Origin of the sequence: Veillonella parvula (assembly GCF_032550495.1) — a bacterium.
GTDB lineage: Bacteria > Bacillota > Negativicutes > Veillonellales > Veillonellaceae > Veillonella > Veillonella parvula_G.
On the sequence record NZ_JAWFZJ010000002.1, the window covers coordinates 243470 to 257355 of the forward strand.

The 13886-nt window shown below is 38.6% G+C and carries 12 protein-coding genes; 8 read left to right on the plus strand and 4 right to left on the minus strand.

Going from position 1 to position 13886, the window contains the following annotated elements; genetic code table 11:
• The first annotated feature begins 184 nt into the window (after positions 1-184).
• The 7 genes from E6X37_RS05265 to E6X37_RS05295 all read left to right on the plus strand — a co-directional run bounded on the left by E6X37_RS05265 (position 185) and on the right by E6X37_RS05295 (position 8281).
• Positions 185-1651, plus strand: coding sequence for a DASS family sodium-coupled anion symporter (locus E6X37_RS05265; protein ID WP_004697962.1), 1467 nt, complete (start codon positions 185-187; stop codon positions 1649-1651).
• 600 nt (positions 1652-2251) lie between these two features.
• Complete coding sequence (locus tag E6X37_RS05270; RefSeq protein ID WP_004697727.1) at positions 2252-2656, plus strand: PACE efflux transporter; 405 nt, start codon at positions 2252-2254, stop codon at positions 2654-2656.
• Between the two features lie 58 nt (positions 2657-2714).
• Positions 2715-3218 (plus strand): ECF transporter S component, encoded by a 504-nt coding sequence (locus E6X37_RS05275; RefSeq protein WP_004697864.1) that lies wholly within the window; start codon positions 2715-2717, stop codon positions 3216-3218.
• A gap of 152 nt (positions 3219-3370) precedes the next feature.
• A complete protein-coding gene (locus E6X37_RS05280) occupies positions 3371-4504 on the plus strand; it encodes a trans-sulfuration enzyme family protein (protein ID WP_004697921.1) in 1134 nt (377 codons plus the stop codon).
• A gap of 10 nt (positions 4505-4514) precedes the next feature.
• A complete protein-coding gene (locus E6X37_RS05285) occupies positions 4515-5699 on the plus strand; it encodes a MalY/PatB family protein (protein WP_004697823.1) in 1185 nt (394 codons plus the stop codon).
• A gap of 61 nt (positions 5700-5760) precedes the next feature.
• Positions 5761-6720: a homoserine O-acetyltransferase MetA gene (gene metA / locus E6X37_RS05290; protein WP_004697897.1), complete on the plus strand. Its 960-nt coding sequence runs from the start codon at positions 5761-5763 to the stop codon at positions 6718-6720.
• Between the two features lie 289 nt (positions 6721-7009).
• Entirely contained in the window at positions 7010-8281 is a 1272-nt protein-coding gene (locus E6X37_RS05295; RefSeq protein WP_004697757.1) for an O-acetylhomoserine aminocarboxypropyltransferase/cysteine synthase family protein, read from the plus strand.
• Positions 8282-8762: 481 nt separating this feature from the next.
• On the opposite strand, the gene E6X37_RS05300 is transcribed toward E6X37_RS05295, so the two are convergent.
• Positions 8763-9350 (minus strand): PepSY domain-containing protein, encoded by a 588-nt coding sequence (locus E6X37_RS05300; protein WP_004693923.1) that lies wholly within the window; start codon positions 9348-9350, stop codon positions 8763-8765.
• Positions 9351-9744: 394 nt separating this feature from the next.
• On the opposite strand from E6X37_RS05300, the gene E6X37_RS05305 reads away from it, so the two are divergent.
• Positions 9745-10311 (plus strand): biotin transporter BioY, encoded by a 567-nt coding sequence (locus tag E6X37_RS05305; protein ID WP_004693921.1) that lies wholly within the window; start codon positions 9745-9747, stop codon positions 10309-10311.
• A 180-nt stretch (positions 10312-10491) separates the two neighbouring features.
• Here E6X37_RS05305 and E6X37_RS05310 read toward each other — a convergent pair whose 3' ends face one another.
• From E6X37_RS05310 to E6X37_RS05320, 3 genes are read right to left on the minus strand one after another with little or no spacing between them, the layout of a single operon-like run.
• Positions 10492-11256, minus strand: coding sequence for a TIGR03943 family putative permease subunit (locus E6X37_RS05310; RefSeq protein WP_004697866.1), 765 nt, complete (start codon positions 11254-11256; stop codon positions 10492-10494).
• A 58-nt stretch (positions 11257-11314) separates the two neighbouring features.
• Complete coding sequence (locus E6X37_RS05315) at positions 11315-12850, minus strand: permease (RefSeq protein ID WP_004697932.1); 1536 nt, start codon at positions 12848-12850, stop codon at positions 11315-11317.
• The gene (locus tag E6X37_RS05320; RefSeq protein ID WP_004693915.1) at positions 12847-13716 is read right to left on the minus strand and encodes a CobW family GTP-binding protein; all 870 of its coding nucleotides are present in this window, start codon (positions 13714-13716) and stop codon (positions 12847-12849) included. Before E6X37_RS05320 ends, E6X37_RS05315 begins: the two co-directional genes overlap by 4 nt.
• Positions 13717-13886: the final 170 nt, after the last annotated feature.

Genomic DNA, 13886 nt, shown 5'->3' on the forward strand with positions numbered 1-13886 from the left:
ATAAAATTTAAATTATCTAGTGTGTTTAGTATTATGACTAAAGATATTACTAAAAGTTTATTATCAATTAATAAGTATTATGATTGAGTTTATATCATCTTATAAAAAATTCTGATATACTATATAAGCATTTTTTTGCATTTATTTTTTATATTTTGTTTTGAAGTAGTAAGGAGAGTTTCTAATGAAGTTGAATTGGAAATTATTCGCACCGCTTGTTGTAGCTATTCTTGTATGGCTCATCGGTGCTCCTGAAGGCCTTAGCGCAAATTCTTGGATTTACGTAAGTATTTTTGCTGGCCTCGTGGTAGGTTTGATTTTAGAACCAATGCCACCAGCTTTTATCGGTATCATTGCAGTTACCGTATCTATGTTGTTTAAAGTAGGTCCTGCCCCTGTAGTAGATAAAGCAACGGGTGTAGCAAAGGCGATTACTGATGCACAAGCTATCAGTTGGGGCCTCAGTGGTTTCTCTAACGCCATCGTTTGGTTGATCTTTGCAGCCTTCATGATTGGTATTGGCTATGAAAACTCTGGTCTTGGCCGTCGTATTGCCTTGTTCTTGGTAGCAAAGCTTGGTAAGTCCTCTTTAGGTCTTGGTTATGCCATTGCTATTACTGACCTTGTGTTGGCTCCGTTTATTCCAAGTAATGCGGCTCGCTCTGGTGGTACGATTTACCCAATCGTATCTAGTATTTGTCCAATGTTCGATTCTTATCCAGATAAGAACCCTCGTAAAATTGGTTCTTATTTGAACTGGGTAGCATTGGCAACTACATGTGTATCTAGCTCTATTTTCTTGACTGGTGCAGCGCCAAACCCATTAGCCCTTGAATTGTCTGCTAAATCTGGTATCGTAGCTGCTAACTGGGGCACATGGTTCCTAGCATTCTTGCCAGTAGGTCTCATCTTGTTTATCATCACACCACTATTGACCTATGTATTCTGCAAACCAGAGGTAAAAGGTTCCCCTGAAATTGCGGCGTGGGCGAAAGATGAGTATAAGAAATTAGGCTCCATGACGCGCAGTGAAATTTTCATGGCCTTGATTTCCGTGTTGGCTCTTGTATTGTGGATTGGTGCTTCTACATTTAAAGTAAACCCAACTACAACAGCTTTGATTGTTATTATCTTGATGATTTTCACTAAGATTATGACATGGCAAGACTTCCTTGCTAACAAACCAGCATGGAATGTTTTGACTTGGTTCGCTACACTCGTACCTATGGCTGCGGGTCTTAAAAATGTAGGTTTCTTGGACTGGCTTGCTAAATCTGCAGGTGGTTCTTTAGTGTCTCTAGATCCAACTATGGCTGTTCTAGGTTTGTTGTTAGCATTCTGCTTGCTTCGTTACTTCTTTGCATCTGGTACTGCTTATGTAACGGCTATGGTAGGCTTATTTGCTACTCTAATTCTTCAAATTCCTGGCGTTGACCCAGCTCAAGTTATGTTAATTCTTTTAGTACCAATGGGTATTATGGGTATTCTTACACCATATGGTACTGGTCACAGTCCAATCTGGTTTGCTAGTGGCTATAACAAAGGGCCTGAATTCTGGAAATTAGGCGCTATCTTTGGGATTATCTACCTTGCGATATTTATCGTGGTGGGGATTCCATGGATTCAGTTCGTAATGCCACTTTTAGGATAAAGTGCTCCGCCGCATTGTATCTCCTTGCGCTCCATTCGCTGCAAGTCGCTTAGTAGATACAATGCGGCTTCTTTTTATCCTAAAATGGCAATACTCACTTTGGGAAAAGCAAGTCGAGCTTACAGAACGCTACGAGGGGCTTTCCTTATATCCGAAAATGGCATAACTCACTTCGGGAGGGCAAGTCGCTGGACAGACATATGGCGGCTTCTTTTATCCTGAAATGGCAATACTCACTTTGGGAAAAGCAAGTCGAGTTTAAAGAACGCTACGAGGGGCTTCCTTTATATCCGAAAATGGCATAGCTCACTTCGGGAGGGCAAGTCGCTGGACAGACATATGGCGGCTTCTTTTATCCTGAAATGGCAATACTCACTTTGGGAAAAGCAAGTCGAGCTTAAAGAACACTACGAGGGGCTTTCTTTATATCCGAAAATGGCATAACTCACTTCGAGGGGCAAGTCGCTTAGTAGATACAACGCGGCTTTTTTTATTTTAAAATGGCAATATTCGACAAATCTAAGAAAATAAATATAATATAATATTGATATGATAGTAAATATCTTTTTTTGGGTTTTCTGATGGAGGTGGTTTATTATTATGTCTGCTACAGAGCGTGTTGTACAGTCGATTTTATATGAGCTAGGCTGTGTTTTGATTGGCTGTTTGGTGATGCAGTTTGTTCCGCATGAGGGGCAGCCTTTGGTCTTGATGGTTATTTTTTCCTTGTTGGCGATGGTTTGGAATTTTGTGTTTAACTGGATTTTTGATAAACTAGTACCAGGTGATCGATTAGCACGAGGCCCAATCATTCGCACGGTTCATGCAGTGTTGTTTGAAGGTTTGTTTATGCTTGCCACAGTGCCTATTATTATGTACATGATGCATATGAGTTTTTGGATGGCCTTTGCTACAGATATAACGATGACATTAGTCATATTAGGTTATACTTATATTTATAATTGGGTATATGATCGAGCACGTCTATATTTTGTAGAGGCTTAATTTTAAATGTGAGGTAGGTACCTCTTGTAAAATCTATATCGTATAGTAGGAGGTTCTTATGTCTACAAAGTCTATTACGGGCACAGGCCTATTGTTGGCCGTTGCCTTATTGGCGCAAAGCTTGCGCCTCATTTTCCCCTTTATTCCTAATCAGGTGAGCATGTTCCTCATCGGTTCCATTACATCTGCTACATTTGTTTTGGCGACGTGGCGCTATGGTTGGAAAAATGGTCTAGTCATTGCTTGGATTGCACCAGTGGTGGCGCATTTACAAGGCATGTTACCATTACCGCCGTTCATTTTGATTACGGCTCTTGGCACGACAGCGTATGTATTTGTGGCACATTGGTTACAACATAAGCCAAAGCTTTTACTTATTATTGTGGCGGCTTTGGTAAAAGCCGGCGTACTCTTTGGGGGATATTCCTTGTTCTTCTCTTTGTTCGAATTTCCACCAAAGATTGTAAATACCATGCTTTTTGTATCTAGTTGGCCTCAATTGGTAACATCTTCTTTAGGTATTATTTTGGCATTACTTATTACAAAACGTACTAAAAATTAGTCTAACTTAACTTAGAGTTATGACAACCCATTCAAAATAGATATGACTTTTTCGGGGCACTCAGGATGTATGAGTGCCCCTTTTTATTGACCTTAGTCATTGTCTACTCTTATAATTAACATATTGTATACAAATATGAGGAGTTGAATGGAATGAAATTTAATACAAAATGTGTTCACGGCAGTGGCAAGCCAGATAGTACTGGTGCAATTTCCCCTGCAATTTATATGTCTAGTACATTTTCTCACTCGCAGTTGGGTGATACCACAGGTTACCAATATACGCGTGAGTCTAATCCGACGCGGGACCGTTTGGAACAATTGATAGCAGATCTTGAAGAAGGTACAGATGCATTAGCATTCTCTTCTGGTATGGCCGCAGTGGACGCAGTATTCCATCTATTCTCCCCTGGAGACCATATCATCTTAGGTGATGACTTATATGGTGGTTCTATCCGTATGTTCACCAATATTTATGAAAAAAACGGCATAGAATTTACATATGTTGGTACTTCTGATCTTGATGCGGTGAAAGCAGCTTTCAAACCAAATACTAAGGCTGTTTATATTGAAACACCGACAAATCCTATGATGGAGATTACCGATATTCGTGCACTCTGTGCATTGGCGCATGCACGTAATGCGCTAGTGATTATCGACAATACTTTCCTAAGTCCATATTTCCAAAAGCCATTGACTTTGGGTGCTGATATTGTCGTTCATAGTGGTACCAAATTCATTGGTGGTCATCACGATGTAATTTCTGGTTTTACTATTGTAAAAGACGAAGAAATCGCCGCAAAATTGCGTTTAACGTACAAAACCGTAGGTGCATGTTTATCTGCTATGGATAGCTGGCTCGTTATTCGCGGCGTAAAAACATTGGCTCTACGCATGGAGCAACATCAAAAGAATGCCATTGCTCTTGCCGAATGGTTAAAAAAACAACCAAAAGTAACTAAAGTTTTGTTCCCAGGCCTTCCTGAACATCCAGGTTATGAAATCAATAGAGCCCAAACAACAGGCTTTGGCGGCATGTTATCCTTCGAAGTAGATAACGAAGAAACGGCTAAACAAGTATTAGAAGGTATTGAGCTTATTCAATTCGCTGAAAGCCTTGGTGGTACAGAATCCTTGTTGACGTATCCTGTGACGCAAACACATCCTGACTTGAAACCTGAAGATGCAGAACGCAAAGGTATTACACGTCGTTTGTTACGTTTATCTGTAGGTATTGAAGATACAGAAGACTTGATTGCGGACTTGGAACAGGCTTTTAATAAATAAAGGAGTTCCTATGGGACAATATAATTTTGATCAAATAGTAGATAGAACTCATACAAAATCATTGAAATACGACTTTGCTGTAAAGCGCGGTAAACCTGCGGATGTGTTGCCATTCTGGGTAGCGGATATGGATTTTGAAATTTCCCCTGAGTTAAAACAAATCTTATTGGATCGTGTTAAGCATGGTGTTTTCGGCTATACAGAGTCTGACGATGAATACTTTGAAGTGTTGAAGAATTGGTTTGCTACGCGTTTTAACTGGACGCCAGAACAAAAATGGCTTGTTAAAACGCCTGGTATCGTATTTGCTTTAGCGATGGCGGTTCGTGCTTTTACCGAGGTTGGCGAAGGGGTGCTCATTAATCAACCTGTGTATTACCCATTTAGTATGGTTATTGACGATAACGATCGTTGTCTTATCAATGTGCCGCTCATCAAAGGCGACGAAAAATACACTATCGACTTTGAAGGCATCGAGCGTGCAATTATTGAGGAGAATGTAACATTATTCCTCTTGTGTAATCCGCACAATCCAGTAGGGCGCGTGTGGACTGAGGACGAGTTGAAACGCCTCGGCGACATTTGTATTAAACACAATGTGCTCATCGTGAGTGACGAAATCCATGCTGACTTTGTTTGGGAGGGGCATACGCACAAGGTCTTTGCCGACCTTGGTGAAAGCTATGCAGAACACTGCGTTGTATGTACAGCGCCTAGCAAGACTTTTAACATTGCAGGCTTACAAGTAAGTAATATCTTTATTCCAAATGACTCCTTACGTCGTCGTTTTATAAAAGAAATTGACCGTGCTGGTTATAGCCAATTGAACACGATGGGGATTGTGGGCTGTGAAGGAGCCTACAAAGTCGGGGCTCCTTGGCTTGATGAATTGAAAGAATATATTCAAGACAATATTCAATTCACCATCGACTATGTAGCAAAATATATGCCAAAGATTCATGCATATCGTCCTGAAGGGACCTATCTCATGTGGCTGGACTGCTCTCAATTGCCGCTTAGCCCTAAAGAGCGAGATGAATGGATCATCAATGATGCTAAGCTATGGCTCGATACGGGTTCTATGTTTGGTGTCGATGGGGAAGACTTTGAACGTATTAATGTCGCTTGCCCTCGTAAGGTATTAGAAGAAGGGCTCGAAGCTTGGAGACGTGCTTACGAGGCTAAAGGCTTTTAATTAGCTTATTTAAATTGTTTAGATTAGGTTATCAAATTGTAGAATATGTAGAGGTGACACTATGCCTATTAAAGTAATAAAAAATTTACCGGCCATAACGAAATTAGCTCAAGAGAATATTTTCGTTATGGATACTGAACGGGCGGAAAATCAACAAATCCGACCCTTGCAAATTTTGCTTGTCAATTTGATGCCTACTAAAGAAGTGACGGAAACTCAGATTTTACGTGCTCTTAGTAATAGCCCATTGCAAGTTAATTTGACTCTTTTGCATACCGCATCTCGTAAGGCTAAAAATACAGATGAACAATATTTAGAAACCTTCTACCGCACCTTTGATGAAGTAAAAGACCAGTTCTTTGACGGCATGATTATTACCGGTGCTCCTGTAGAGTTAATGCCTTTTGAAGAGGTAGACTATTGGTCTGAACTCGTAGAAATCATGAACTGGGGCGAAGAGCATGTTTACTCTACGTTTTATATCTGTTGGGGTGCTCAAGCTGGCTTATATCATCACTTTGGCATTAATAAATCGATTATGGATGAGAAATTATTTGGTGTTTACGAACACGATATTTATAATGATCGACCAGTGCTCATGCGTGGATTTGATGAAAAGTTTTGGATGCCACACTCACGGCACACCACAGTTTCGTTGCAACAAATTAAGGAAAATCGTGACTTGGAACTCTTGGCTGGGTCTGAACCAACAGGAGCCGCTATCGTTCGTAGTTTAGATAATAAACATATCTTTGTATTTGGTCATGCCGAATACGATTGGGATACACTTAACCGTGAGTACGTGCGGGATATCAAAAAAGGTATGGATATTGCGGTTCCTGAAAACTACTTCCCAGATAATGATCCGAAACAACGTCCAATCGTGCGCTGGCGCTCTGTAAGTACACTTTTATTTACAAACTGGTTAAACTACTATGTATACCAAGAAACACCGTACATCATTGAACAAATCCAAAAAATGAAATTTGAACGGGATAAAAATTTAGGCGCTTACATCTAAACGTAAGTACTTATTTCTAATCTATTGTTAGTACTATGTACCCCTAATTACTTCTAACATCTCTCAAGGGAGCTAGTTCTTTGCAAGTAATTAGGGGATTTTATTTCTCATAAATGACTTAGTTCGCTTTAGCGGTTTTGGTAAAAGCTTTTATCCTCCTTTGTCCACCATAGTTTAAAGTTATGGAGAAAAGAATATAAAAAATAGTAGACATAACTTTTAAAGCATAGTAATATACTAGGCATAAAGAGCGAACTTAAAATATAGTTAATATAAAGGAGTTATTATAATGAGTAAACAATACAGATTTGAAACATTACAATTACACGCTGGTCATACGGTGGATCCAACAGGTTCTCGTGCAGTACCGATTTATCAAACTACATCTTTCGTATTTAAAGATGCTGAGGAAGCAGCGGGTCGTTTTGCATTGACTAATCCTGGTGGTATTTACTCTCGCCTTGGTAATCCTACTACAGATGTGTTGGATGCTCGTGTTGCACAACTTGAAGGCGGTGCTGCTGGTATTGCAGTAGCATCTGGTTCTGCAGCGGTTACGTACTCTATTTTAAATGTAGCAGATGCTGGTGATAATATTGTTGCTGCATCCACATTGTATGGTGGTACTTATAATTTGTTTACTGCTACATTGCCTCGTTTGGGGATTCAAACTAAATTCGTAAATCCGGATCATTTGGAAGAATTTGAAGCAGCTATCGATGAAAAGACTAAAGCCGTTTATATCGAATCTATTGGTAACCCTGGTATTAATCTTATCGATGTACAAGCCATAGCTGATATTGCACATAAACACAATATCATCTTGATTGTAGACAATACATTTGCATCTCCATACTTATTCCGTCCATTAGAACATGGTGCTGACGTAGTTGTACACTCTGCTACTAAATACCTTGGTGGTCACGGTACAACATTGGCTGGCGTAGTTGTAGAATCTGGTAAATTCGACTATAAAGGTTCTGGTAAATACCCTGGCTTCTCCGAAGGTGACGAACACTACAATGGATTAGTATTTGGTGATTTGCCAATCCCATTCACTGTAAAAATTCGTGCTCAATTACTTCGCGATACTGGTGCATGCATTACACCGCTTGCATCTTGGCAAATCTTGCAAGGTATCGAAACATTGTCTTTGCGCGTAGAACGTCACGTTGAAAATACTCGTAAAGTAGTAGATCTCTTAAGCAAACATCCTAAGGTAGCATGGGTAAGCTATCCAGAATTAGAAGACAGCAAATACAAAGCATTAGCTGATAAATACTTCCCTAAAGGTGTTGGTGCTGTATTCACATTCGGCGTAAAAGGTGGTAAAGAAGCAGGTATTAAACTTGTTGACTCCTTGGAAATCTTCTCCAACCTTGCCAACGTAGCAGATGCTAAATCTCTTGTTATCCATCCTGCATCCACAACACATGCACAACTTAACGAAGAACAACAAAAATCTGCTGGCGTAACACCAGACATGATTCGTTTGTCTATCGGTCTTGAAAATGTAGATGACATCATCGAAGACTTAGCACAAGCTTTAGATAAAGCTTAATCTTTCACACCTTTAGTTTGAAAACTATAGATCAAACTTTCAGAACTTACAAATGACATCCTTAAGCTGAACTTTGCTTAAGAAATAGAACACATAACTATCAAACCTATAAAACTTATACAAAAGACCTCCCGTTGGGAGGTCTTTTTGTAAGTATGTGCTAATTTTATAAGAATAAAAAGTTGTATAGGTGTAATACAACCTTGATAGAATGGATATATAAAAAGACCTTGGATTCAATGATCCAAGGTCTTTAAGGGAGTATAGTGTGTGTAACGTTTGGTCTGTGGTGTGTGAGCACAGACCGTTTTCCTATTGTGTGAGATAGGATTTTAGGGAACCCGTGGTTAGTGTTACGGGCTCTCTGAGAGTGTGTTAGAGAGTGTATCCAAAGGATACAGTGTGTATAGTATGTGTGTTATATGTGTAGTGTGTCATCTAAGTGGGTTAGGATAGGGTTTCACTTGATGAAAGAAAAATCTTAGTATTTTGTGTTTTTAACTTTAGCGCTAATAACTTTACCGGATGTAGCGTCTACTTTTACTTCAGCATTTTTACCGCCGCCAGTTGTCATATCGAATTCATATACAACTCTGCCGTTTTCACGTTCAACAGTCCAATCCATAGTTTGGAAATCAGAACCAACTTTTTCCATAGCTTTTGTTTCAGCTACTTCAGGAATGATGATGTTTTGAACGTTAATTGTTTTAGAAGCTTTGGAGTAACCTTTTACTTCTTTACCAACGATTTGACCAGATGCTTCGTCTACTTTAATTTCTACTTCACGGTTGCCATAATAACCTTCTACTTCATAGTAAGGATTGTGTTTTGCGTCATAGGAAATAGATTTTACAGTAGCGCCAGGGAATTGTTGTTGGAATACTGTAATAGCGCCCATATAATCAACAGAATAGTTAGCTTGTGCGGATGGAACAACGCTACCAACACCATTCCAGTTGCTATGGTTGTTGTAACCATGGTTGCTAGCTGCACCAACTACACCTGCTAATAATACTGTACTAACGCCAAATGCACATAGTACTTTGGATACTTTCTTAACATTTTTCATAAGCAATGCCTCCTGATACCAAATTATAATTTTCGTTTAGTTACGATTTTGTGAAAGTAGATTTTACTCAATCTACTCACGTATAATTTAATATTGTTATATGAAAATAAGATGAAATTAAATGATTTTTGTATGAAGATGAGTATATCTTTTAGTTATTATGAACTATTGATAATAACTATTAGCTATAGTCAAAATTAAAAAGTACAAAAAACATAGTATATATAATATTAGACTATATAGTAAACTAAAAATCAATCATTATAGTTGACAATTAAAAATACAAGTGCTTTAATTTAGATAGTTAGTAGTTTGTTTTCGTGTTATCTTGGATTTTTATTCTCCATTGATAGCACAAACTCCTGCTTAGGTCTGTTATGAATGGAGGTATACCATGAGCTCTACTGTATCAAAACAAACTCACATTACCACCCGTCAGTTAACGATGACAGCACTTTTTGTTGCGCTAATCGCCGTTGGTGCTTTCATACGGGTCCCATTACCGAATTGTCCGTTTACATTGCAAATCTTATTTACTACATTAGCGGGCATGGTTTTAGGTAGTCGTTTAGGTGCCGCTAGTGTTGGCATTTATATTATATTAGGTCTTGTTGGGGTTCCTATTTTTACGTCCGGTGGTGGTCCTAGTTATATTTTGCAACCTACCTTTGGTTATTTAATTGGCTTTATGGTTGGTGCGTATGCAGTAGGACGCATTGCAGAGACAATGGATACATTATCGTTTAAACGTTTGCTAGCTGGATCCATATTAAATCTATTTATTGTATATGGTCTTGGCATGGTGTACCTATACTTTATTATGAATCTGTATTTAGGTAAGCCTATTGGTGTCGAAGCTGTTATTATTACATGCTTCCTAATCCCCGTTGGTCCAGATATTTTCTTGTGCGCTGTAGCAGCATCTCTTGGTAAGAGAATTATTAAAGAATTACAGCACTAATAGAACGTTTTAATAATTATTATAATTATAATAACAAGAATAAATATAATAACTATTATAAAGCATCAATCTTTTGTAGATTCATATAGACATTGAACTATGAAATATGCGTTATTATTTTATTCAACAGAATCATTCCTATTAAAAACGAGGCGTTAAGCCTCGTTTTTTATGTAATTCTTAAGGGTATACATAGCCTAATATAGGTTCTGCAGATTTGATTTTTGTAATCTCTACATATGGTTGTTTACGACCGTGGAAGTCTCGGGTAGAAACCTTACCTTCAATCGATACCCATTGTTCATTTTGTAAGCTATCACCATCTGTTTTATAGGCTGTCATGCCAATAGGGGCAACGTCAGCAATACAACAAGCCATAGCCATACGAGAAATAGTAAATTCGTTAGGTTTTAATGTATTATCTTCGCGGTTTACATAGCCTGTCATATAAACTGTGTAGTCTTTATATTGATCAACATTAGATCCAACCTTTACAATGGTTTGATAGAAATTATCTGAGTTCAAAACGATTTCTTTTTTGTCCTTGGAAATCCCTGGCTCTTTACTTTCACTGTTAACGGTGACAACCTCTCCAATAGCATCGTTTGTAAAGTCGAAATTGTTAGTATCATCGTTTACGCGAGCGGCACCATGAACGCCTGTTGATGGTACAAGAACGGGAGGAATGATGAGCAACATAATGGGAATAATAATCGGAACGATAGACTTCCAGTTATGCTTGTAGTATTTTGAAGGCGCCCAAATGATCGTCGCTAGACCTCCTAAAATAAGGGCAACGCCACTAATACCTAGTAAAAGTTCATAACGTGGTGCAATATAGTTCAAATAACGACCTGTCACAATGAGGTAAATACAGCAGATACCTAAGGTGAGATACAATAGACCTTTCACGATAGAAAAGCGATCTTTCAGTCCTAATGTCATGAAATCATCTCCTTTTAATTAATTAAGAACTGAGATAATGATTATAAAAATTTGTAAATTAGCTAAGAAAAAATTTGAATACTAATGCTGCTATGTAGGACATAACGGCAATTGTTATACTTAATCGTATGATAAATGAGGCAGGCATATATTGTTTTAATATATATACATTTTTGATATCTAGCATCGGACCCAAGATGAGGAAGCCCATTACGGAGCTAATAGGAAATAAAGTGCTCAAGGATTTACCGATGATAGCATCTGATGTAGAGCAGACTGAGAAGAAGAATGCTAACATCAGCAAAATTGGAATGGCTGTAAATTCTGGCAAGGTTAATCCTGCATTGAGAAGCCAAGGTTTGCCATACACTTGAACTATAGATAGTACAGTTGCCGCCATGGAGAAATAGAATAAGAGTTGAGAAAACTCTTGTTCCATATGGATTAACAATCTTTTTTTATCAATATATTTAGTTTTAGTTGTTTCTAAAACGATTTCTTCGTAGCTAAGACTCTGTGGTGCTCTTGCTTTCAATATAGATGTGGCTGGAGGCCAGAATCGGAACGATAGGGCTACTAACAAGGCAACACCTAATCCTAAAACGATACGCCATACGGAGAGCATAGGATTGTCTGGAAATGCATACCAAGTAGAAAGAATGGTGATAGGGTTTATAATCGGACTAGCGAGCATAAATAAAAGGGCTACCGATAAAGGGATACCTCTGTCTATTAGTGCCTTGAATAAGGGGATGATAGCACAGTCACAAATTGGCAAGGCAAAGCCACTGACCATAGCAGCCCCATAACTTTTCCAAGAATGGTCGCCTAACAGTTTTAGTAGCACTCGTTGTGGTACGAAATAGCGAATAATCGTTGAGCCTACCGTGCCTAGCAATAGGAATGGGATGGCTTCGATGATGAGACCCGTGATTATAGCAAAGCATTGGTGGATGGAATAGGGGATATCATGGCGAAAAGCTGTGACCAACAGTATATAAGTTGTAACACCAATAACTAATAGATTGGGAATGAGTCCCCATGTAGAATTTCGGCACAGCTGCTCCACTTTTTCAGGGGTGGGAGTGGTTACAATTTTAGCCTCTCCGTTGTAGGTGCGCAATAAAGTGTGATGTGTATCGGACTCTGTTATGATACAATCTGCGCTGTATAATTGACTCATTACGTCATTACCTAAACCAGGGAGTATGGTTGAAACAAATTGATCGGTACAAATATATAATACCTTTTCTATTTGTACTAGGTGTCTTAACATATCGCTATATAGTAAGGCTTCTAGTTGATGAAAGCTTACCATGCCATTCCACTCAATCCATAGCTCTTTTGGCTGTACTTGTTTTAAATAATCCCCGATTTTACAGGCTATCAACTCGTAAGACTTGATATCGCTAGGAACGATAGCACTGAGTTCATCCGCATTGAGTTGTAAGGGCTCTTTGATAAGATGCTCACTGCCTCCTTCGGCGCTGATTATTGCGGTACCGCCTAGCTTTTTTCGGTATTGTAATTGTTTGTTTATGAATGTGCTTTTACCGGATCCAATAAACCCTGTAACGATATAAACAGGAATCATGATTGACACACTTCGTTATGTACCATTGGTACATTAAAATCTGTTCCGATAACGACTAAACTATAGTCATTAGTTTCACTAGGTGAAAGCGAACAATAATGTGTGCCGTACTGGAGTTCGTGTGGGCCTTCTGTAGTAGGTACAATCCCTTTGGCACGAAGCACTGTATCAGGCATGCCTTCTAAAATGGTTTTCCACTGTGCGAGACTGAGAGTACGTAAATCCTTAAAGGTATGACTCATAAATAAATGTTCATCGTGCAAACAGTGATCATCATGACAATGATACAGACGCTTGATGTAATCACGCAAACTGATGGTATCCCATGCTTCTTCATGGATTGGTGTATGTGGCGCGAGGTCGCGAATCATACGTTTCGTAATGCTTGTTTGTTGAATATCTTCTGTATGGCTCAAAAAAATCGCATCACTATGAGTGATTTGATCCTTGAAGAAAAGTCCAAAATTTTTGATAAACATTGGTGCTTGCATAGCATCGACAGTCGTTATCGATGCGTGAACGTAAGCAGATTTTGCAATGTCCTCGTCGTTACAAGTATGGATGATTTCACTAAGCTTGCTAACACCTGATGGCTCGATGTAGATCATATCGATTTTGTAATTTTGGAGAATATCAAGTAGTGCTTGCTGGAAATTTCCTTGTAAGCTACAACAAATACAGCCAGAGGTTACTTCGCGAACTGTAGCCCCTGTTTTTGCAAGATTAGTCGCATCAAGGCTAGTTTCACCAAAATCGTTTTCTATAATAAGAATTTTATCTTTCGATGTATGTTCTTTTAATATATGTTGTAATAATGTTGTTTTTCCAGAACCTAGAAATCCGGATATAATAACTATTGGAATCATATATACCTCCTGCGTAATGTAAACACAGTATACACCTATAGGATAACACAGAAAATACTCTATGGGGTATATGGAGACTAGCAAGTTTCTCAGAGTTTAACAGTCTTCTCTGAAATTTATAGGTTATATACTATATATGAGTATACTGACACATGTAGTTGATATTCATA